The organism is Microbacterium sp. NPDC080220 (assembly GCF_040686395.1).
Taxonomy (GTDB): Bacteria; Actinomycetota; Actinomycetes; order Actinomycetales; family Microbacteriaceae; genus Microbacterium; species Microbacterium gawkjiense.
The window spans coordinates 77,489-97,232 of record NZ_JBFBOP010000001.1; the positions used below are offsets into that span (position 1 = coordinate 77,489).

The window sequence follows — 19,744 nt, forward strand, 5'->3', positions numbered from 1 at the left end:
GTCGTCCGCTCAGCGGATGCCGGTCGCGCGCACGGCGGTCAGCCCCGTCGGGTTGCCCGCCCGGACGAGGACGTGACCGCGGGGCAGCGTGACACGTGTCCACGTGCCGGTCCGGAGGACGGATGCCTCCCCTCCCGCATCCGGCCCGAGGAACCCGAGCGCGTCGGCCGCGAAGGCGACCCCGGCGATGAGCCCGTTCAACTCGGTGTCCTCGGCGCCCCAGACGGCGGCGCGGACGGTGCGCACGAGGTCCTCCCCGGGGGACGCGGGCAGCGCACGGGCCACCTCGTCGACGCCGCGACGCACGGCGCGCGCGAGGTTCTCGACCGGCACCGGATCGCCCGGCACCCATCCTCCGCGCGGCGGGGAGATGCCCGCCCACGCCGCTGAGACGCCGCTGTCGGGCAGGGCGACACGGGAGGCGTCGTCTCCCGCGCGGAGGGCACCGGCATCCACCACCAGGTCGCAGGCGAGCTCGGGGTCGATGCGCAGGAACCGCATGCCGAGCACCGTCGGGGTGTCCTCCCCGAACCCGCGCGGCGAGAGCGGGGCCGCGGAGACGGCGAGCGTTCCGGCGGCGGCGCGGAGGCGGACGGCGGGATCGCCCAGGCGGGCGGCGCGTCCGGCGAACGTGAGGAGGTCTGCCGCCGAGCGCGGGTCGGGGAAAACGAGCTGCGGGGCCATCCGACCTAAACTACCAACCGGGCGCCGCCTCGGGTCGCCCGGGAGGGGACGCTGTGCGCGAATCGGATCACGTCGACGGTTTGCTGGCGGTGTTGGATCTCGCGTCGAGCGATGCCCGCACGACCGAGGACATCTTCACCGGGGTGTCGCAGTCGATGCCGCTCGGCCGGGTGTTCGGCGGGCAGGTCCTCGCACAGGCGGTCATCGCCGCGGCGCGCACCGTCGAGGACGATCGCGCCGCCCACTCGATGCACGGCTACTTCCTGCGGCCAGGTGACTCGACGCGCGGGATGACCTTCTCCGTGGACCGCATCCACGACGGCCGGTCGTTCTCGACCCGCCGCACTCAGGCGTTCCAGGAGGGCGTCCCGATCTTCTCGATGATCGCGTCGTTCGAGACGGACGCCACGGGGCTCGAGCACCAGGACGAGATGCCAGCGGGCGTCCCCGGACCCGAGGACCTGTCGGACGACGCGGTGCTCGCCGGACTCCACCCGATGAGCAAGCGGCACTTCGACCAGAGTCCCATCGAGGTGCGTCACGTCGAACAGCCCCTCTACGCGACGCCGGGCGAGGAGAAGGTGGCGCAGCAGTCCGTCTGGGTCCGCACCCGCGGCGACCTGCCCGACGACCCGCGCCTGCACAGGGCCGCCCTCGCCTACATGAGCGATCTCACGATCCAGGAGTCGGTGCTGCGGGCGCACGGCACGTCGTGGTCCACCCCCGGCCTCAAGGTCGCGAGCCTCGACCACGCGATGTGGTGGCACCGCCCGGCGCGGGTCGACGAGTGGCTGCTGTACGTGCAGCAGTCGCCGAGCGCGCAGGGCGGTCGCGGGCTCGCGACGGGCCGGATCTTCTCGCGCGACGGTCAGCTGGTGGCCTCGGTCGCGCAGGAGATCATGATCCGGGTGCCGGCACCCGAGTGAGCCGCCTCAGCGGCGTCCGAGCGGCGGCAGCGGTTCGCCGAGGTAGGGCTCCCAGGCGGCACGCGTCTCGGGCGACAGCCGCACAGGGCGCCCGGTGACCGCATCCACCTGGACGATGACGGTGGATGCCCGTGCGTACAGCGTCCGCGGTTCGTGGCCCTCGGGCGTGAAGACCTCGTAGTGCACCTCGGCGCTCGATCCGCCGATCTTGCCGAACCACATCTGCACGTCGATCGGGTCCCGCTGGTACGGCACCGGCGCGAGGTACTCGATCTCCTGCCGCGCGATGAGCGTCAGCTGCGCCGCACCGTGGCTCGCGTCGATGACCGCGGTGGGCACGGCGCGCTCGGTGGCGCCCGGCATCCAGAAGGCGCGGACGCGCGCCTCCTCGAGGAGTTTCAGCATGGACGCGTTGTTGACGTGGTTGTACGCGTCCAGGTCCCCCCACCGGAGGTGGATGGGGACCCGGATGCGGGCCTCAGTCACGCGTCAGCTTGCGGTAGGTCGACTTGGCCGGGTTGGCGGCATCCGCCCCCAGTCGCTCGACCTTGTTCGCCTCGTACGCCTCGAAGTTGCCCTCGAACCAGTACCACTGGTCGGGCTTCTCAGCCGTGCCTTCGTAGGCGAGGATGTGCGTCGCGATGCGGTCGAGGAACCACCGGTCGTGGGTGATGACCACGGCGCAGCCGGGGAACTCGAGCAGGGCGTTCTCGAGCGAGCTCAGGGTCTCGACGTCCAGGTCGTTCGTCGGCTCGTCGAGGAGGAGCAGGTTGCCGCCCTCCTTGAGGGTGAGAGCCAGGTTCAGGCGGTTCCGCTCACCGCCGGAGAGCACCCCGGCCTTCTTCTGCTGGTCCGGTCCCTTGAAACCGAACTTCGACACGTAGGCGCGCGAGGGGATCTCGGTCTTGCCGACCGTGATGATGTCGAGCCCGTCCGAGACGACCTCCCACAGCGTCTTGTTGGGGTCGATGTTGGCGCGCGACTGGTCGACGTAGCTGATCTTGACGGTCTCGCCGATCTTCAGGTCGCCGCCGTCGAGGGGTTCGAGACCGACGATCGTCTTGAAGAGGGTCGTCTTGCCGACGCCGTTGGGGCCGATGACGCCGACGATACCGTTTGGCGGCAGGCTGAAGCTGAGCCCGTCGATGAGCGAACGGTCGCCGAAGCCCTTCTGCAGCTTCTTCGCCTCAATGACGACGTTGCCCAGACGCGGCCCGGGCGGGATCGTGATCTCCTCGAAGTCGAGCTTGCGCGTGCGCTCGGCCTCGGCGGCCATCTCCTCGTAGCGGGCCAGGCGCGCCTTCGACTTGGTCTGGCGGCCCTTGGCGCTCGAGCGCACCCAGTCGAGTTCTTCCTTCAGGCGCTTGGCGAGCTTGGCGTCCTTCTTGCCCTGGATGTCGAGGCGCTCGGCCTTCTTCTCCAGGTAGGTCGAGTAGTTGCCCTCGTAGCCGATGAGGCGCCCGCGGTCGACCTCGGCGATCCATTCCGCGACGTTGTCGAGGAAGTACCGGTCGTGGGTGATGGCGATGACGGCGCCCTTGTAGGCCTGCAGGTGCTGCTCGAGCCACAGGACGCTCTCGGCGTCGAGGTGGTTGGTGGGCTCGTCGAGGAGCAGGAGGTCCGGCTTCTGGAGCAGGAGCTTGGCGAGGGCGACGCGGCGCTTCTCACCACCGGACAGCGGCGCGATGGCGGCGTCGGCCGGCGGGGTGCGCAGCGCGTCCATGGCCTGCGCCAGCTGGGAGTCGAGGTCCCAGCCGTCGGCGGCGTCGATCTCCTCCTGCAGGGTGCCCATCTCGGCCAGGAGCGCGTCGAAGTCGGCGTCGGGGTCCGCCATGAGGGCGGAGATCTCGTTGAAGCGGTCGAGCTTGGGCTTGATCGCCACGCCGTCCTGGATGTTCTCGAGGACCGTCTTGGACTCGTCGAGCTCGGGCTCCTGCATGAGGATGCCGACCGAGAAGCCCGGGGAGAGCTTCGCCTCGCCGTTGGACGGGGTGTCGAGGCCCGCCATGATCTTCAGGATCGTCGACTTACCGGCGCCGTTGGGGCCGACCATGCCGATCTTGGCACCGGGCAGGAACGCCATCGTGACGTCGTCGAGGATGAGCTTTTCGCCGACGGCCTTGCGGGCGCGGACCATGGAGTAGATGTATTCGGCCATAACGACCCAAGTCTACGGGCGACGCTTCGTCCTGCGGCACCGCGGAGCGGTCACCAGTCGATCGGGCGGGTCTCCCCCACCAGGCACTCCCCCGCGGGAAGCCCCGGCATCACGAGCGCGGTCGGGCCCGGCACCGACGGACCGACCTGCCCGACGAGGCACTCGTCATCGATGCGCACCGAGAATTGGATGCTGTCGGCCGGGAGGCCGACGGACGTCTCGTCGAAGGTGACCTGCATGGCGTCCTTCGCGAATCCGGCGGCGACGAGCGCGTCGACGTAGTCGCGGCCTTTCACGGACTTCGATCCGCGCCACACCTCGTCCATGACGGAGGTGAAGGTCGGCAGGAGCGCCTCCGCCGAGCCGTCCGCAGGACCCGGGGTCCCCGTGGGCGTGGGACCGGGCGACGACACCGACGGCGAAGGAGAGGCCGGCTCGGAGGCACGCGGCGCCGCATCCGGCGCGCACGCGACCAGGGACACGGCCACGGCGGGGGCGAACGCGATGAGAAGCAGGCGGGTTCCCCGCGGGGACTGGTGTCGGCGCACGGGCCAGAGTCTAGGGCGTGCGCCCTCCGAGCCGGCTGGGTCCCCTCAGAACGGCGTCGCGACCGGTTCGGGGCGGTCGACGCGGTCGTCCGCGGAGTCCTCGACCGGCCCGGCCGGTGCCCACTCGGCATCCGCCTCGACCGGTCGGGCCTCTTCCCGCGGCCGACTCGTTCCGGTGAAGACGGTCGTCCCGAACGCGAGGTCGTGCCCGACGGCGAGAGCGTCGATCTCGGCATCCGTCCCCGACTTCTCCCCGGCCTCCCACCGCTTGATCGCGAGGGTGCCGAGCACGACGACGCGCTGTCCCCGTCGGACGGAGGCGGCCACGTGCTCGCCGAGGGCGCGGAACACCGACACCCGGTACCAGCTCGTGTGTCCGTCGACCCACGCGCCGGCCTTCGCGTCGTACCGGCGTTCGGTGCTCGCCACCCGCAGGGAGACCACCGGTGTGCCGTCGGGCAGCCGCCGGAACTCGGGGTCCGCGCCGACGTTGCCGACGATCGTGATGTGATCCTTCATTGCGACTCCTTGAGAGGTCGGGGGCACGGCGTGCCCGGATGATGCTCCGACGCCCGCGTGCCCGGCGGGCGTCGGAGCCCCCTCAGAATCGCGCCGGAGCCGCACGCACGAACGCCTCGGCCCCCGACCGGTGGATCCGATCGGGGGCCGAGGCGTTGTGGAGGAGGCTCAGCTGCGGGCGTACTCGCCGAACCGCGCCCGGACCTTGTTCACCTTCGGGACGGCGACGGCGAGGCAGTAGCCCTGACCGGGGTTCTTCGCGAAGAAGTCCTGGTGGTAGTCCTCGGCCGGGTACCACTCCGTCAGCGGCTCCATGGTGGTGACGAGTCCGCCGCCCCACCACTCGGCCGCGCGCTCGGCGGCACGCTCGAACGTCTCGCGCTGCGCGTCGTCGGCGGGGAACATCGCCGACCGGTACTGGGTGCCGACGTCGTTGCCCTGGCGGTTCAGCTGCCGCGGGTCGTGCATCGTGAAGAACGCATCGAGGATGACGTCGGACGGGATGACCTCCTCGTCGAAGGTCACCTTGACCGCCTCGGCGTGCCCGGTGGTCCCGGTGCACACCTGCTCGTACGTCGGCGACGGCACCGATCCGCCGACGTATCCCGACTCCACCGAGACGACTCCGTTGAGAGCGCGGTAGGCGGCGTCGAGACACCAGAAGCAGCCTCCGGCAAGCACATAGGTCTGCATGCGAGACCTTCCTTTCACTGTTGGATCGTCACCGGTGACAACGCGCGCGACGGCTGCGCTGTTCCCCGGGGGATGTCGGAGGCCGAGCGTACAGTGTGGACCCGTCGGAGGAGGGACCATGAGCACCATCGCAGCGAGCACCGCCCACCGGCTCCGTGCGTACCGGTTGGTCGCGGTGTCCGACCGCGTGGCGCGTGTCGTCGACGGGTCGGGCCGCGTGATCGGCCACGTCGCACGGACCGGTGACGGCGACGGATGCCGCTACCTCGCCCGACGCTACCGCGCCTCGGCGGGCGGTTTCGTCGACGTCGGGGAGTTCTGGCGTATGGACGACGCCGTCGCGGCCCTCCACGATTCCCGCTGAGCGACGAATCAGACGATCGCGGCCATCGCTTCGCGCTCCTCGACGGGGTGAAGCGCGGTGCGACCGGTCACCTCCGGCCACACGCGTGCCAGGACGGCGACCGCCTGACGGATCTGCTCCGGCGGTGCGGTGAAGGGCAGGCGCAGGTGTCCGTCGTAGCCGCCGTCCACCGAGAAGCGCGGACCCGCCGAGAGGAGCACCCCCTCGCGACGAGCCGCCAGGACCAGGCCGCCGCTGCGCGGCGCGTCCAGCCCGACCCAGAGCGAGACACCGCCACGGGGCACCGGCACCGACCAGGTCGGCACCGTCTCGCGCAGCGCGGCGACGGCGGCATCCCTCCCCCGCCCGAGGAGCTCCGCCCGCTGGGGCAGGATCTCGTGCATCGAACGGACCAGGCGCGTCGCGACGGCCTGCTCGAACTCCGCCGTCCCGAGGTCCCGCCGCGGCCGCGACGCGACGAGGCGGCGGACGAACGCCCGCTCGGCGCGGACCCACCCCACACGCAGTCCGCCCCAGACCGTCTTGCCGAGGGATCCGATCCGGACGGCGCGCGGGCCGAAGTCGAGCGCGGCGGGGGTGTCGCCGTCGATGGAGAGCTCCGCCGTCGTCTCGTCGATCACGAGCACGGTGCCCGCGCCGGCGGCCGCGGAGCGGAACGTCGCCGCATCCGCCGTCGTCATGCTCCGTCCCGTCGGATTCTGGAACCACGGCATGAGGTACGCGAGGGTGGGCCGGGCGCGGCGGAAGGCCTGGACCGCTCGGTCGAGGTCCCAGCCGTCCTCCACCGTGACCGGTGTCCCCGTCACCCTCGCGCCCGTCGCCTTGATCGCCTCGGTCGCGTGCGGGTAGGTGGGCGTCTCGAGCAGCGCCGTCGTGCCCGGACGCAGGAGGGCGGAGGTGACGAGATGGATGGCGTGCTGGCCGCCGTTCGTCACCAGGATCTCGTCGGGAGCAGTCGGGAGGCCGCGCATCGTGTACCGGTCCGCAATCGCCGTGCGCAGCTCGCTGCTGCCGACGATGTCGTAGCCCGGCCGGCCGACGAGGGATGCCGCATCGGCACCGACGTCGGCGATGATCCCCGCGAGGCCGGGCCACGCGGCCGGACTCGCCTGCTGCAGGTCGATGCCGTCCCCGTCGTCGAAGACCCGGCCCGTCCCGCGACGCACCTGCGGGAGCGTCACGCTCCCCGATCCGCGGGTGCTCTCGATGTGACCGCTGTCGCGCAGCGAGCGGTACGCGGCGGCGACGGTCGCGCGGCTGAGTCCGAGGGTCACGGCGAGTTCCCGCTCGGCGGGAAGGGCGGTGTTGGCCGGGATGCGGTTGTCGAGGCAGAGGAGCCGGATGCCGTCGGCGAGGGCTTCGTAGGTGGGCGTGCGCGTCCGCCAGCCGCCGAGGGCGCCGGCGAGGGTCCGGGCGCCGATTCGAGAGTCCATGGTCCACCGATCCAAGATTGGACTGTGTGCAGGAGGCCAATCGTACGCTGGAATGGACTCATGACCCTCCGCCTCATCCGTCTCGTCGTCGGCCTCGCTCTCTTCGGCGTCGGATGCGCCGTGCTCGTCCAGGCCGGCATCGGCCTCGACCCCTGGACGGTGCTCGCAGAGGGACTCGCGCTGCAGACCGGCATCGGCATCGGCTGGATCGTCGTCCTCACCGGCGCCCTCGTCCTCGTGGCGTGGATCCCGCTCCGCCAGAAGCCCGGGATCGGAACGATCGCGAACATCCTCGTCGTCGGGGCGGTCATGCAGGGCGCGCTGGCCGTGATCCCCCCGGTCGGGAACTACCTCTGGGGCGTCGTCGTCTTCCTCCTGGGCATCGCGCTCATCGCCGCCGCATCCGGGATCTACCTCGGGGCCGACCTCGGGCCGGGCCCTCGGGACGGACTCATGACGGGGCTGCACGCGCGGTTCGGCTGGCCGATCTGGGTGTGCCGGTTCGCGGTCGAGGGCAGCGTGCTCGTCACCGGATGGCTCCTCGGCGGCACGGTCGGGCTCGGGACCGTCCTGTTCGCCGTGCTCATCGGCCCCGGCGTCCACCTCGCCCTCGCCCTGTCGGCACGCTGGCGGGCGCTGCGTGTGCGCCGAGCGACCATCGCGGTCTGAGCGGTAGCCTGGGGAACGAGCATCCTTCCCTCCATAGCTCAGTGGACAGAGCGAGCGGTTTCTACCCGCCAGGTCGGGGGTTCGAATCCTCCTGGAGGGGCTCCGAGTCGCCGTGACCACGCCGACTCCTGTGGGAGGAGACCACGTGTCAGCTGCGGAGAACGACCGCCTCGTCTGGATCGACTGCGAGATGACGGGCCTCGACCTGTCGGTGGACGAGCTCGTCGAGGTCGCCGTCGTGATCACCGACTTCGACCTCCGCGTGCTCGACCCGGGGTTCCAGATCGTCATCAAGCCGGACGACTCGGCCCTCGCCCACATGAACGACTTCGTCACGAAGATGCACGAGAGCTCGGGTCTGCTGACCGAGATCCCGAACGGCGTCAGCCTCGCCGACGCCGAGTTCCAGGTGCTCGAGTACATCCAGCGCTTCGTGCCCGAGGGCAAGGCGCCGCTGGCGGGCAACACGATCGGCACGGACCGGATGTTCCTCGCCCGCTACATGCCGCGTGTCGACCGGTGGCTGCACTACCGCAATGTGGACGTGTCGAGCGTGAAGGAACTGGCCCGGCGGTGGTACCCCCGCGCGTACTTCAACGCCCCCGCGAAGGACGGCGGACACCGCGCCCTCGCCGACATCCGCGAGAGCATCCGCGAACTCGCGTACTACCGCGAGACGGTCTTCGTCGCCGCCCCCGGACCGACGAGCGACGACGCGCGGAGCGCCGCGGCCGCGACGGTGTCATCGTTCGCCTCGGGTCTGTAATACACTTGTGTGGTTGCCCGGAGACGGGCACATGGTGGGTATAGCTCAGTTGGTAGAGCACCTGGTTGTGGTCCAGGGGGTCGCGGGTTCGAGTCCCGTTACTCACCCCATGCTTTCCCCTCATGAGGCGCGATCGTGATCGAGATGGATGCCGAGGCCTTCGAGGACCTCGTGGCGTCCGAACTCGACGCCCTGCCCGATGAGATGGTCGCCGGTCTCGACAACGTCGTCTTCGTCGTCGAGGACCGCCCCGAGGACGGATCCCTCGATCTGCTCGGACTGTACGACGGCCTCGCCCTGACCGAGCGCGACCGGTACGGAATGGGAGATCTCCCCGACCGCATCATCGTCTACCGCGAGCCGCACCTGGATGCGTGCGACGACCTCGATCAGCTGCGCGACGAGGTGCACACGACACTCGTGCACGAGATCGCCCACTTCTACGGGATCGACGACACGCGCCTGCACGAACTGGGATGGGCGTGACATGAGCATCGCGAGCCCCGACCTCGACGAACAGGTCGACCTGAAGGCATCCACGTCGGGTCCCTGGCAGACGGTCGTCTGGAACGACCCGGTGAACCTCATGAGCTACGTCGTCCACGTCTTCCGCGAGTACTTCGGGTACTCCCGCGAGAAGGCGCACCGGTTGATGCTGGCGGTCCACCACGACGGGCACGCCGTCGTGGCCGAGGGGTCGCGGGAGCAGATGGAACTCCACGCGCAGGCGATGCACGACTACGGTCTCTGGGCGACGGTGCGCGAGGCCGGCTCGTGACCGGTCGACGGATCACCCTCGAGCTCACGCTGCTCGAGGCGGCGTAACTGTCGGACCTCCTCGCGCAGTTCGAGGAGGTCGTGGCCGAGCGGGACGCACGCGATCCCGCCGTCCGCCGGCTCGTCCCCGACGCCTACCGCGACGACGCCGACGCGGCCGCGGAGTTCCGCCGGCTCACGCAGGACGACATCCTGGAGCGACGGCTGACGGATGCCGGGGTGGTGCGCGCGTCGCTGCGCCGGGACGGACGCGACCTGGACCCCGCGGAGCTCGACCGCACCCAGGCCGAGGACGCGCTGGTCGTCGAGCTGACGCCGGAGGTCGCCGGCGCGTGGCTGCGGACCCTCGCCGCGCTGCGGCTCGTGCTCGCGGAGCGGCTCGGCGCCACCGGCGAGGACCACGACGGCGACGGGGATCCGCGCTTCGGGGTGTACGAGTGGGTCGGGTACCGACTCGACGTGCTCGTCCGCGCCCTCGACGGTTGAGGCCCGGTCAGGGCAGCGGCACGACGATCCGCGCGAGCTCCGCCGGTCGGTTCTTGCGCAGGTGCGCATCCTCCTGCGTCGCCCACCGCTCCCAGTGCGGGCGATAGGCATCGCCGTCGCGGGCGAGGGCGCGCGTCTTGCGCGCGGCATCCGGTGCCTCCAGCCAGACCGTGATGTCCGCGAGAGCGGCGGATGCCGCGGTGAGGACCCCGGCTCCTTCGACGATGATCACCGGGGCGGGGTCCACCGTCGCGTGACGTCCCGACGGTCTGTCGCGGGACCAGTCCCACAGCGGCCATCTTGCGGCCTCCCCGCGCCGGAGCGGCGTCAGGACCCGCTCGTGCACGATGTCGGTCGCCGCCCGCAGTCCGTCCCACCCCGGGTAGACGTCGTCGAGCCGCACGACGGCCGCATCCGGGAACCGCGCGGCCAGCGTGTCGGCGAAGGTCGATTTGCCGGCACCCGAGCGTCCGTCGATCAGGACGACGACCGGGACGCCGGGCGCCGCGTTCACCGCGTCGGCGACCCGCTCGATCCCCGCCGCTGCCGCAGTGGTGAGGGAGGGATCAGCGGGTGAGGGCACGGATGACGCGGCTGAGCGCCCGTCCGGCGACCCACACGAAGGGGATCCCGACCGCGAGGAGCGAGACGAGGTTCGGCTCGAACCGCAGGTCGTCGCCCTTGCGGATGTAGGCGCCGACCGGGATCGCGGCACCTCCGCCACCGCCGCCGCCGCCGTTGGGGTCCTCCCCCGCGCCGAAGCCCGACCAGGTGAGGGCGACGGGGATGAGCCGGATGCCGTCGACGTCCTGCTGCTCGCCGTAGACGCTCGTGACACCGAGGGACGCGAACTGCTTGCCGAGTTCGAGAGGGAGGTTGGCCATGACGACCACGCTAGCCGGTCGCACGGTCACGCACAGGGGCTTGCGCGTGACGCGTCCTCACTCCTGCACCGGTCGCGGGTTGGTCGGCAGCGCATTGACGTCGCGTCTGGGGCCGAGTGTGCTCGCCCTCGTCACGGCGCCGCGCCCGAAGCGCGAGCGCGCGTCGTCGAGTGCGGCGTCGACGCGGCGCCACTCGGCATCGTCGTCCCACAGTGCGAGGCCGCCCACGCCGTCGGCGGTCAGCTTCTCGCCGCGCACGCCGATGAGGCGCACGGGTTGCACGAGATCGATCTTCGAGAAGAGGTCGAGGGCGACGTCGCCGATGCGTTGGCCGACGTTGGTGGGCTCGGGGACGCTCACCGACCGCGACAGCGTCGTGAAGTCGGAGAACCGCACCTTCACCGCGATCGTGCGGGCCTCCCAGCCGCCCGCGCGGAGGCGGCTCGCGACCCGGTCCGACAACCGCCGGAACTCGCTCCGCAGCGTCGCGACGTCGGACACGTCCTCGAGGAAGGTCTCTTCGTGTCCGACGCTCTTCTCGGTGTGCTCGGTCTGCACGGACCGCGGATCGATCCCGCGGGCCAGCTGCGACACCCGTGCCCCCATCGCCGGTCCCAGCGCCCGGTCGAGGACGCCCCGGGGCGTGTTCAGGATGTCCGACACCATCCGGATGCCGCGGGCCTCGAGGGCTTCGGCCGCCTTGGGGCCCACGCCCCACAGCGCACCGACGGGCCGCGCCGCGAGGAACGCCTGGGTGTCCGGCTCGCTGACGATGAGGAGGCCGTCGGGCTTCGAGACGGTCGAGGCGATCTTGGCGACGTGCTTCGTGGCCGCGACGCCGATGCTGCACGTCAGTCCGGTCTCGTCGAGCACGCGACGCCGGACCATGCGGGCGATCTCGCCGGGACTCCCCCACAGCCGGCGCGCGCCGCTCACATCAAGGAACGCCTCGTCAATCGAGAGCGGCTCCACGAGCGGGGTGACGTCGCGGAAGATGGCCATGACCTTCTTCGACAGCTCCGAGTAGCGCTCGAACCGCGGCACGACGACGATCGCCTGCGGGCACAGCTGCAGGGCGCGCCCGACCGACATGGCGGAGCGCACGCCGAAGCGCCGGGCCTCGTACGAGGCGCTGGAGACGACGCCGCGCCCCTCCATGCCGCCGACGATGAGCGGCTTGCCCGCCAGGGAAGGGTCGTAGAGGACCTCGACGGACGCGTAGAACGCGTCCATGTCGACGTGGAGGATGCGGGTGCCGGTGTCGTCGGCGCCGTCGGGCGAGACGATCCGCCCCGTCCCGTCACCGCGTCCCATACGTCCATTGTCGACGATGCCGCCGACACCGGTACGGATCCGGGGCCGACGGCATCGTCAGGGCGTCACTGGCCGGCGCGCTCCAGGATGAGCTCGCGGACACGGGCGGCGTCCGCCTGGCCCTTCATCGCCTTCATGACCGCACCGATGACGGCGCCGGCGGCCTGAACTTTGCCGTCCTGGATCTTCGCGAGCACGTCGGGCTGGGCGGCGAGGGCCTCGTCGATCGCGGCGATGAGCGCCCCGTCGTCCGAGACCACGGCGAGACCGCGGGCGTCGACGACCTCCTGGGGCGTGCCCTCCCCCGCGATGACGCCTTCCAGGACCTGGCGGGCCAGCTTGTCGGTGAGGGTGCCGGCATCCACCAGCTTCTGCAGCTGCGCCACCGACTCGGGCGACACGAGGGCGGCGGGCTCGGTGCCCTGCGCGTTCGCGATGCGGGTGATCTCGCCGGTCCACCACTTGCGGGCGGATGCCGGTGACGCGCCGGCGGCGATCGTCGCCTCGACTTCGGCGAGCAGCCCGCCGTTCGCGACGTCCTGGAACTCGAGGTCGGTGAACCCCCACTCCGCCTTCAGCCGGCGCCGGTACACCGCCGGAGCCTCCGGGAGCGCCGCGCGGAGCTCTTCGATCAGCTCTGCGGACGGCTCGACGGGGAGCAGGTCGGGCTCGGGGAAGTAGCGGTAGTCGTCGGCATCCGACTTGGGACGACCCGGCGAGGTGCGTCCGGTGTCCTCATGCCAGTGCCGCGTCTCCTGCGTGACGGTGCCGCCGGCGGCGAGGATCGCGGCCTGCCGCTGGATCTCGTAGCGCACCGCGCGCTCGACCGAGCGCATCGAGTTGACGTTCTTCGTCTCGGTGCGGGTGCCGAGCTTCTCCTGTCCGCGCGGGCGCAGCGAGACGTTCGCGTCGCAGCGGAGGTTGCCGCGCTCCATGCGAGCCTCGGAGATGCCGAGCGAGCGCACGATGTCGCGGATCGCGGCGACGTAGGCCTTGGCGACCTCGGGGGCGCGGTGCTCCGTGCCGAAGATCGGCTTGGTGACGATCTCGACGAGGGGCACGCCGGCGCGGTTGTAGTCGACGAGCGAGTACTCGGCGCCCTGGATGCGACCCGTCGCGCCGCCCATGTGCGTGAGCTTGCCGGCATCCTCCTCCATGTGCGCACGCTCGATCGGCACGACGACGACGTCGCCGCCCTCGAGCTCGATCTCGACGCTGCCCTCGAAGGCGATGGGCTCGTCGTACTGCGAGATCTGGTAGTTCTTGCCGAGGTCCGGGTAGAAGTAGTTCTTCCGCGCGAACCGCGACGACGGCGCGATCGAGCAGCCGAGGGCGAGGCCCAGGCTGATCGAATAGCGGACGGCGGTCTCGTTCACGACGGGCAGCGACCCCGGCAGCCCCATGTCGACGGGCGCGACGAGCGTGTTGGGTGCCGCATCGTGGTTCGCCTCGTTCGCCGGGTTGCCGGCGGGCGAGAACATCTTGGTCTCGGTGTTGAGCTCGACGTGGACCTCGAATCCGAGGACGGGCTCGAACAGCTCGAGCGCCTTGTCGAAGTCCATCAGCGCGTCCTTGGCCATCAGCGGGCTCCTCCGAGGATCGGGGCGCGGTCCAGGATCGGACCGCCCCAGCTGTCGACGAGCAGCGCCTCGAGCGCCGCCCCCACGCGGTACAGTCGCGCGTCCTCGCGGGCGGGAGCGACGAACTGGATGCCGACGGGCAACCCGTCCTCTTCCGCGAGGCCCGAGGGGATCGAGATGCCGGGGACGCCGGCGAGGTTGACCGGGATGGTCGTCACGTCGTTGAGGTACATCTGCAGCGGGTCGTCGAGCTGCTCGCCCAGGCGGAACGCGGTCGTCGGCGCGGACGGCGTCGCGATGACGTCGACCTGCGCGAACGCCTCGTCGAAGTCGCGCTGGATGAGGGTGCGGACCTTCTGCGCGCTGCCGTAGTAGGCGTCGTAGTAGCCCGCCGAGAGCGCGTAGGTGCCGAGGATGACGCGGCGCTTGACCTCGTCGCCGAAGCCGGCGTCGCGCGTGGCGGCCATGACGTCCTCGACGGTGCCGCCGGGCACGTTCACCCGCATCCCGAAACGGACCGAGTCGAACTTCGCCAGGTTGCTGGACGCCTCCGCCGGGAGGATCAGGTAGTACGCGGCGACGCCGTACTCGAAGTGCGGTGCGCTGACCTCGACGATCTCGGCGCCCGCTGCCTCCATCGCGGCGAGGGACGCTCGGAAGGATGCCGACACGCCGGACTGGAAGCCGGAGTCGTCGAGCTCGCGGATGACGCCGACCTTCAGACCCTTGAGGACCTCGCCGGTCGCGCCCTCGCGGGCGGCGGCGGCGAACGACGGCCAGGCGTCGATCAGCGACGTCGCGTCGTGCGGGTCGTGCCCGCCGATGACGTCGTGCAGGAGCGCCGAGTCGAGGACGGTGCGCGAGACGGGACCGACCTGGTCGAGGCTCGAGGCGAGGGCGATCGCGCCGTAGCGGCTCACACCGCCGTACGTGGGCTTCATCCCGACGGTGCCGGTGACGTGCGCGGGCTGGCGGATCGAGCCGCCCGTGTCGGAACCGAGCGCGAGCGGCGCTTCGAACGCGGCCACCGCAGCGGCCGAACCGCCGCCGGAGCCGCCGGGGATCCGATCGAGGTCCCACGGGTTCCGAGTCGGGCCGTACGCCGAGTGCTCGGTCGACGAGCCCATCGCGAACTCGTCCATGTTGGTCTTGCCGAGCGGGACGAGGCCCGCCGCCCGGGACCGTGCGACGACGGTCGCGTCGTAGGGCGACATGTAGCCCTCGAGGATCTTCGAACCGCTCGTGGAGGGCATGTCGGTCGTCACGAGGACGTCCTTGATCGCCAGGGGCACGCCGGCCAGTTCGCCGAGCTCCTCGCCGGCGGCGCGGCGGCGGTCGATGTCGGCCGCGACCTCGACCGCGTGGTCGGAGACGTGGAGGAAGGCGTGCACGTCGCCGTCGACGGCGGCGATGCGGTCGAGGTGGGCCTGCGTGGCCTCGACGCTCGAGAGCTCGCCGGAGCGCAGCTTCGCGGAGAGGTCGGCGGCGGTCAGCTTCAGGATGTCGCTCACTGCTCCTCCCCCAGGATCGCGGTCACGCGGAACCGGCCGTCGGCGGCATCCGGTGCGTTCTGGAGCACCTCGTCGACGGTCAGCATGTCGCCGGGGACATCGGGGCGGAAGACGTTGCGCAGCGGGATCGGGTGGCTCGTCGCGGCGACCTCGGGGGTGGCGACTTCGGACACCTTGGCGATGTTGTCGACGATCGCGTCGAGCTGGCCGGTGAGCCGCTCCACCTCCTCGTCGCTCAGCTGGATCCGGGCGAGCACGCCGAGATGGCGCACGAGATCGGGGGTGATTTCAGACACCCCGACAGTCTAGTTCGGGCCGGTCGCCCTCCCGAGCCCGCGCCGACCCGCGCCCGCGCCGACCCGCGCCCTAGGCTGGGGGCGTGACCGATTCGCCCTCCGCCGATCGCCCGTGGCTCTCCTCGTACGGTGAGGGCGTCCCCCTCGACCTGCCCCCCATCGACGGGTCGTTGATGGACCTGCTCGACGAGTCCGCCCGCGACTATCCCGAGGCGCCCGCTCTGCAGTTCTTCGGACGCGAGACGACGTACGCGGCCCTGCACGACGCCGTGAACCGGGCGGCCGCGGGGCTGCGCGATCTCGGGGTGAACAAGGGCGACCGGGTCGCGATCGTCCTCCCCAACTGCCCGCAGCACATCGTCGCGTTCTACGCCGTCCTGCGACTGGGCGCGGTCGTCGTCGAGCACAACCCCCTCTACACCCCGCGCGAGCTGCGGACGCAGTTCCAGGACCACGGCGCGCGGCACGCCATCGTGTGGGACAAGGTCGCGCCGACCGTGCAGGGGTTCCCCGCGGACCTCCGCGTCGAGGCGCTCATCGCCGTCGACGTCACGCGGGCGCTGCCCCTGCACACGCGCCTCGCGCTGCGGCTGCCCGTGAAGAAGGCGCGGGAATCGCGAGCCGCGTTGACCTCGCCGGCGCGCGGTGCGCTGTCGTGGGACGACCTGGTGAGGACGCCCGCCCTGGCGGCATCCCACCCCGGTCCGCGGACCGAGGACCTCGCGGTCCTGCAGTACACCTCGGGGACGACGGGGACGCCGAAGGGGGCGATGCTGACGCACCGCAACCTTCTCGCCAACGCCCGACAGAGCCAAGCGTTCATCCCGGCCGTGCAGCGCGGGGACGGATGCGTCTTCTACGCCGTCCTGCCGATGTTCCACGCCTACGGGCTCACCCTCTGCCTCACCTTCGCGATGTCGATGGGAGCGCGTCTCGTGCTCTTCCCCAAGTTCGACGCCGACATGGTGATCGATGCGGTCAAGAAGCACCCGCCCACGGTCCTGCCGCTCGTCCCCCCGATAGCCGAGCGCCTGCTGGCACGCGCCCGCGAACGCGGGGCCTCGATCCGCGGCATCCGCATCGGCGTGTCGGGCGCCATGGCCCTCTCCCCTGCGCTGGTCGAACCGTTCGAGGAGGCGACCGGCGGGTACCTCATCGAAGGCTACGGGCTCAGTGAGTGCTCCCCCGTCCTGATGGTCAACCCCCCGGCCGACAACCGGAAGGCCGGAACCATCGGCATCCCGATCCCGGGGACGGACGCGCGGATCGTCGACCCCGAGAACCCGTCCCGTGTCCTCGGCGACGGCGAGCCGGGCGAACTCGTGGTGCGGGGACCGCAGGTGTTCTCGGGGTACTACGGCAAGCCGGAGGAAACCGAGAAGGTGCTCGTCGACGGCTGGTTCCGCACCGGCGACATCGTCGAGCGCGACGCCGACGGGTTCTTCCGGGTGGTCGACCGCCTGAAGGAACTCATCGTCACGGGCGGGTTCAACGTGTCGCCCTCCGAGGTGGAGGCCACGCTCCGGCAGCACCCGCAGGTCGCGGATGCCGCCGTCGTCGGTCTCCCCGACGCGCACAGCGGCGAGCAGGTCGTCGCCGTCGTGATCCCCTCGCCGGGGGTGAGCGAGGTCGACGTCGAGGACGTGCGCGCGTTCGCCCGCACCCGGCTGACGCCCTACAAGGTGCCGAAGCGGATCGAGACGGTCGAGGAGCTGCCGCGGTCGCTCATCGGCAAGGTCCTGCGCCGACAGGTGCGCGACGCGCTCCTCGCGAAGGACGCCTGAGCGTCACTCCGCGGCGGGCGCGTCGCCGAGCGCGGCCGGACCCTCGGTGACGAGGACGTGGAACTGCGCGGCGTCGATGATCCGGATGCCGAGGGCCTCGGCCTTCGCGAGCTTCGATCCCGCACCGGGCCCGGCGGCGACGAAGTCCGTCTTCTTCGAGACGCTCGACGCCGCTTTGCCGCCCGCCTGCATGATGGCCTCCTGCGCGCCCTCGCGGGTGTACCCCTCGAGCGACCCCGTCGCGACGACGGTGATGCCCTCGAGCACTCCTCCGGCCGCGGCCGCGGCGCCGGGACCCGGGTGCCCGGGCGTCGCCAGCCGCGCGCCCGCGGCGGTCCAGCGGTCGACGATCTCGACGTGCCAGTCGACGGCGAACCAGTCGATGAGCGCGTCGGCGATGATCCCGCCGACACCGTCGACCGCGGCGAGCTCGTCGCGCGAGGCGGCCCGGATGGCGTCGAGCGAGCCGAAGTACCGCGCCAGGGCGCGGGCGGCGACGGGTCCGACGTGGCGGATGTTCAACGCGACGAGGAAGCGCCACAGATCCTTCGTCTTGGCCTTCTCGAGCTCGTCGACGAGGGTGAGGGCCTGCGCCGACGGCTGCGGTCCCGTGAGGCCCTCCTTCTTCTCCGCCGCGGTGGGGTTGCGGCGGAACGGCGCGCGGCGGACGACCTCGCCGGTGCTCTCGTCGACCCGGGGTTCGCCGGTCTCGGCGTCGCGGACGATGACCTCGATGGGCACGAGCCGCTCCAGAGTCAGCTCGAACAGTCCCGCCTCGGTCTCGAGCGCCGGCTGCTGGGGATCGATCGGCTGGGTCAGCGCGGCCGCAGTGACCTCGCCGAGCGCCTCGATGTCGAGCGCGCCGCGCGAGCCGATGTGCTCGACGCGCCCGCGGACCTGCGCCGGGCAGCCGCGCGTGTTGGGGCAGCGCAGGTCGATGTCGCCCTCTTTGGCCGGCGCGAGGGTCGATCCGCACTCCGGGCACGCCGTCGGCATGACGAAGGCGCGCTCCGTGCCGTCGCGGAGTTCGGCGACCGGGCCCAGCACCTCGGGGATGACGTCCCCGGCCTTGCGGAGCACGACCATGTCGCCGATCAGGACGCCCTTCGCCTTGACGACGTCCTGATTGTGCAGGGTCGCCTGGCGCACGACGCTGCCCGCGACGAGCGCCGGTGCCATCTGCGCGTATGGGGTGGCGCGGCCGGTGCGCCCGACCGACACGATGATGTCGAGGAGCCGCGTCTGCACCTCTTCGGGCGGGTACTTGTACGCGATCGCCCAGCGCGGGGCGCGGCTGGTCGCGCCGAGCTCGTCGTGCAGGGAGAGCTCGTCGACCTTCACGACGATGCCGTCGAGTTCGTGCGCGACCGAGTGGCGCTTCTCGCCGTACTCGGCGACGAAGGCGAGGACGCCGTCGACGTCGTCGAATGTCTGCGGATACGGGCTGACCGGCAGGCCCCATTCGGCGAGCAGGCCGTACACCTCGCTCTGAGCGGACACGGGCGGGTCGGGCCACGCGCCGATGCCGTGGACGTACATGCGGAGGGACGAGAGACGGGCCTCGCCGGCCTCGAGTTCGAGCCCCGACTTCTTGTCGAGCTGCTGGCGCAGACCTCCGCTCGCGGCGTTGCGCGGATTGGCGAACGCCGGGAAGCGCCGCGCCGCGCTCTTCTGCGCCTTCTCCTCGTCGTAGCGGGGGCGGGAGGCGGCGTCGGCGACGACGCGGTCGCGCAGACGCGCCTGCAGCGCGTTGAGTTCTTCGAAGGCCGCCACCGGGATGAAGACCTCCCCCCGCACCTCGACGAGAGGGGGGTGCCCCTGCCCCGACAGCCGCTCCGGGATGCCGGCCACGCGCACCGCGTTCACCGTGACGTCCTCCCCGATGCGGCCGTCGCCGCGGGTCGCCGCCGAGGTCAGCACACCGTTCTCGTAGCGCAGCGAGATGGCGAGCCCGTCGATCTTGAGCTCCGTCAGCCATCGCACCTTGCGCCCCGCTGCGGCCTCGGCCTTCGTGCACCACTCCCGCAGTTCGTCCGGCGAGAAGACGTTGTCGAGGCTCAGCATCCGCTCGGCGTGCTCGACGGGAGCGAACATCGACGACTCCGCCGCGCCGACGGTCTGCGTCGGCGAATCCTGCCCCTGCAGCTCGGGGTGCGCGCGCTCGATGGCTTCGAGGCGATGCATCCACCCGTCGTAGGTGGCGTCGTCGACCAGACCGACGTCGCCGCCGTAGTAGGCCTCGCGCGCGCCGAGGATCTTCTCCGTGAGCCGCGCGGCCTCTGCGCGGGCCCCATCGAGGGTCAGTTCGGGGAGTTCTGCGTCAGCCACATCGACAGTGTAGGGAGGCCCGGC

22 protein-coding genes and 2 tRNA genes are annotated in these 19,744 nt (G+C 71.3%); 10 read left to right on the forward strand and 14 right to left on the reverse strand.

The window, feature by feature from the left end:
• Positions 1 to 9 precede the first annotated feature (9 nt).
• Positions 10 to 684 (reverse strand): hypothetical protein, encoded by a 675-nt coding sequence (locus tag AB0P29_RS00395; RefSeq protein WP_363377643.1) that lies wholly within the window; start codon positions 682 to 684, stop codon positions 10 to 12.
• A 53-nt stretch (positions 685 to 737) separates the two neighbouring features.
• On the opposite strand from AB0P29_RS00395, the gene AB0P29_RS00400 reads away from it, so the two are divergent.
• The gene (locus tag AB0P29_RS00400) at positions 738 to 1,610 is read left to right on the forward strand and encodes an acyl-CoA thioesterase II (protein ID WP_363377644.1); all 873 of its coding nucleotides are present in this window, start codon (positions 738 to 740) and stop codon (positions 1,608 to 1,610) included.
• Positions 1,611 to 1,616: 6 nt separating this feature from the next.
• Here the strand turns inward: AB0P29_RS00400 and AB0P29_RS00405 are convergent, their stop codons facing one another.
• From AB0P29_RS00405 to msrA, 5 genes are all read right to left on the reverse strand, one after another.
• A complete protein-coding gene (locus tag AB0P29_RS00405; RefSeq protein WP_253034426.1) occupies positions 1,617 to 2,096 on the reverse strand; it encodes a thioesterase family protein in 480 nt (159 codons plus the stop codon).
• Positions 2,089 to 3,768, reverse strand: coding sequence for an energy-dependent translational throttle protein EttA (gene ettA, locus AB0P29_RS00410; protein ID WP_217531822.1), 1,680 nt, complete (start codon positions 3,766 to 3,768; stop codon positions 2,089 to 2,091). The genes AB0P29_RS00405 and ettA overlap by 8 nt, the downstream gene beginning before the upstream one ends.
• A gap of 50 nt (positions 3,769 to 3,818) precedes the next feature.
• Positions 3,819 to 4,316 carry a hypothetical protein gene (locus AB0P29_RS00415; protein WP_311283781.1) on the reverse strand — a complete coding sequence of 166 codons (498 nt, stop codon included), beginning with the start codon at positions 4,314 to 4,316 and terminating at the stop codon, positions 3,819 to 3,821.
• Between the two features lie 45 nt (positions 4,317 to 4,361).
• Positions 4,362 to 4,835, reverse strand: coding sequence for a single-stranded DNA-binding protein (gene ssb, locus AB0P29_RS00420; RefSeq protein ID WP_217531820.1), 474 nt, complete (start codon positions 4,833 to 4,835; stop codon positions 4,362 to 4,364).
• A 168-nt stretch (positions 4,836 to 5,003) separates the two neighbouring features.
• Entirely contained in the window at positions 5,004 to 5,528 is a 525-nt protein-coding gene (gene msrA, locus AB0P29_RS00425) for a peptide-methionine (S)-S-oxide reductase MsrA (RefSeq protein WP_253034424.1), read from the reverse strand.
• A gap of 118 nt (positions 5,529 to 5,646) precedes the next feature.
• Here msrA and AB0P29_RS00430 point away from each other — a divergent pair, with 118 nt between their 5' ends.
• Complete coding sequence (locus AB0P29_RS00430) at positions 5,647 to 5,892, forward strand: hypothetical protein (protein ID WP_359918648.1); 246 nt, start codon at positions 5,647 to 5,649, stop codon at positions 5,890 to 5,892.
• Between the two features lie 8 nt (positions 5,893 to 5,900).
• Here AB0P29_RS00430 and AB0P29_RS00435 read toward each other — a convergent pair whose 3' ends face one another.
• Entirely contained in the window at positions 5,901 to 7,325 is a 1,425-nt protein-coding gene (locus tag AB0P29_RS00435; protein ID WP_217531814.1) for a PLP-dependent aminotransferase family protein, read from the reverse strand.
• A 60-nt stretch (positions 7,326 to 7,385) separates the two neighbouring features.
• Here AB0P29_RS00435 and AB0P29_RS00440 point away from each other — a divergent pair, with 60 nt between their 5' ends.
• The 7 genes from AB0P29_RS00440 (at position 7,386) to AB0P29_RS00470 (ending at position 10,023) form a co-directional block, all read left to right on the forward strand.
• Complete coding sequence (locus AB0P29_RS00440) at positions 7,386 to 7,994, forward strand: hypothetical protein (RefSeq protein WP_363377648.1); 609 nt, start codon at positions 7,386 to 7,388, stop codon at positions 7,992 to 7,994.
• 27 nt (positions 7,995 to 8,021) lie between these two features.
• Positions 8,022 to 8,094: transfer RNA gene (locus tag AB0P29_RS00445), tRNA-Arg, on the forward strand.
• Between the two features lie 45 nt (positions 8,095 to 8,139).
• Positions 8,140 to 8,760: an oligoribonuclease gene (orn, locus tag AB0P29_RS00450; RefSeq protein ID WP_082886092.1), complete on the forward strand. Its 621-nt coding sequence runs from the start codon at positions 8,140 to 8,142 to the stop codon at positions 8,758 to 8,760.
• Positions 8,761 to 8,794: 34 nt separating this feature from the next.
• Positions 8,795 to 8,870: transfer RNA gene (locus AB0P29_RS00455), tRNA-His, on the forward strand.
• A gap of 34 nt (positions 8,871 to 8,904) precedes the next feature.
• The gene (locus AB0P29_RS00460; RefSeq protein WP_064002475.1) at positions 8,905 to 9,246 is read left to right on the forward strand and encodes a metallopeptidase family protein; all 342 of its coding nucleotides are present in this window, start codon (positions 8,905 to 8,907) and stop codon (positions 9,244 to 9,246) included.
• Between the two features lies 1 nt (position 9,247).
• On the forward strand, positions 9,248 to 9,538 hold the full coding sequence (gene clpS / locus AB0P29_RS00465) for an ATP-dependent Clp protease adapter ClpS (protein WP_363377651.1): 291 nt from the start codon (positions 9,248 to 9,250) through the stop codon (positions 9,536 to 9,538).
• A gap of 80 nt (positions 9,539 to 9,618) precedes the next feature.
• Positions 9,619 to 10,023, forward strand: a complete 405-nt coding sequence (locus AB0P29_RS00470; RefSeq protein ID WP_363377653.1) for a DUF2017 family protein — start codon at positions 9,619 to 9,621, stop codon at positions 10,021 to 10,023.
• A 7-nt stretch (positions 10,024 to 10,030) separates the two neighbouring features.
• Here the strand turns inward: AB0P29_RS00470 and AB0P29_RS00475 are convergent, their stop codons facing one another.
• The 6 genes from AB0P29_RS00475 to gatC form a co-directional block, all read right to left on the reverse strand.
• Positions 10,031 to 10,606: a hypothetical protein gene (locus AB0P29_RS00475; RefSeq protein WP_363377655.1), complete on the reverse strand. Its 576-nt coding sequence runs from the start codon at positions 10,604 to 10,606 to the stop codon at positions 10,031 to 10,033.
• Positions 10,590 to 10,907 (reverse strand): hypothetical protein, encoded by a 318-nt coding sequence (locus AB0P29_RS00480; RefSeq protein WP_064002474.1) that lies wholly within the window; start codon positions 10,905 to 10,907, stop codon positions 10,590 to 10,592. Before AB0P29_RS00480 ends, AB0P29_RS00475 begins: the two co-directional genes overlap by 17 nt.
• A gap of 57 nt (positions 10,908 to 10,964) precedes the next feature.
• Positions 10,965 to 12,221 carry a DNA polymerase IV gene (dinB, locus tag AB0P29_RS00485; protein ID WP_311283787.1) on the reverse strand — a complete coding sequence of 419 codons (1,257 nt, stop codon included), beginning with the start codon at positions 12,219 to 12,221 and terminating at the stop codon, positions 10,965 to 10,967.
• A gap of 65 nt (positions 12,222 to 12,286) precedes the next feature.
• Positions 12,287 to 13,801, reverse strand: coding sequence for an Asp-tRNA(Asn)/Glu-tRNA(Gln) amidotransferase subunit GatB (gene gatB, locus AB0P29_RS00490; RefSeq protein WP_363377657.1), 1,515 nt, complete (start codon positions 13,799 to 13,801; stop codon positions 12,287 to 12,289).
• Positions 13,801 to 15,312: an Asp-tRNA(Asn)/Glu-tRNA(Gln) amidotransferase subunit GatA gene (gene gatA / locus AB0P29_RS00495; RefSeq protein WP_363377659.1), complete on the reverse strand. Its 1,512-nt coding sequence runs from the start codon at positions 15,310 to 15,312 to the stop codon at positions 13,801 to 13,803. The genes gatB and gatA overlap by 1 nt, the downstream gene beginning before the upstream one ends.
• Positions 15,309 to 15,608, reverse strand: coding sequence for an Asp-tRNA(Asn)/Glu-tRNA(Gln) amidotransferase subunit GatC (gatC, locus tag AB0P29_RS00500; RefSeq protein WP_251580976.1), 300 nt, complete (start codon positions 15,606 to 15,608; stop codon positions 15,309 to 15,311). The genes gatA and gatC overlap by 4 nt, the downstream gene beginning before the upstream one ends.
• 83 nt (positions 15,609 to 15,691) lie before the next feature.
• On the opposite strand from gatC, the gene AB0P29_RS00505 reads away from it, so the two are divergent.
• Entirely contained in the window at positions 15,692 to 17,392 is a 1,701-nt protein-coding gene (locus AB0P29_RS00505; protein ID WP_363377661.1) for a long-chain-fatty-acid--CoA ligase, read from the forward strand.
• 3 nt (positions 17,393 to 17,395) lie between these two features.
• On the opposite strand, the gene ligA is transcribed toward AB0P29_RS00505, so the two are convergent.
• On the reverse strand, positions 17,396 to 19,720 hold the full coding sequence (ligA, locus tag AB0P29_RS00510) for an NAD-dependent DNA ligase LigA (protein WP_363377663.1): 2,325 nt from the start codon (positions 19,718 to 19,720) through the stop codon (positions 17,396 to 17,398).
• Positions 19,721 to 19,744 lie beyond the last annotated feature (24 nt).

Coding starts and splice junctions, on each gene's coding strand:
- AB0P29_RS00460 (WP_064002475.1), top strand. CDS start 8,905: ATGGATGCCGAGGCCTTCGAGGACCTCGTGGCGTCCGAACTCGACGCC.
- AB0P29_RS00440 (WP_363377648.1), top strand. CDS start 7,386: ATGACCCTCCGCCTCATCCGTCTCGTCGTCGGCCTCGCTCTCTTCGGC.
- msrA (WP_253034424.1), bottom strand. CDS start 5,528: ATGCAGACCTATGTGCTTGCCGGAGGCTGCTTCTGGTGTCTCGACGCC.
- ettA (WP_217531822.1), bottom strand. CDS start 3,768: ATGGCCGAATACATCTACTCCATGGTCCGCGCCCGCAAGGCCGTCGGC.
- ssb (WP_217531820.1), bottom strand. CDS start 4,835: ATGAAGGATCACATCACGATCGTCGGCAACGTCGGCGCGGACCCCGAG.
- AB0P29_RS00480 (WP_064002474.1), bottom strand. CDS start 10,907: ATGGCCAACCTCCCTCTCGAACTCGGCAAGCAGTTCGCGTCCCTCGGT.
- AB0P29_RS00430 (WP_359918648.1), top strand. CDS start 5,647: ATGAGCACCATCGCAGCGAGCACCGCCCACCGGCTCCGTGCGTACCGG.
- dinB (WP_311283787.1), bottom strand. CDS start 12,221: ATGGGACGCGGTGACGGGACGGGGCGGATCGTCTCGCCCGACGGCGCC.
- AB0P29_RS00435 (WP_217531814.1), bottom strand. CDS start 7,325: ATGGACTCTCGAATCGGCGCCCGGACCCTCGCCGGCGCCCTCGGCGGC.
- clpS (WP_363377651.1), top strand. CDS start 9,248: ATGAGCATCGCGAGCCCCGACCTCGACGAACAGGTCGACCTGAAGGCA.
- gatB (WP_363377657.1), bottom strand. CDS start 13,801: ATGGCCAAGGACGCGCTGATGGACTTCGACAAGGCGCTCGAGCTGTTC.
- AB0P29_RS00395 (WP_363377643.1), bottom strand. CDS start 684: ATGGCCCCGCAGCTCGTTTTCCCCGACCCGCGCTCGGCGGCAGACCTC.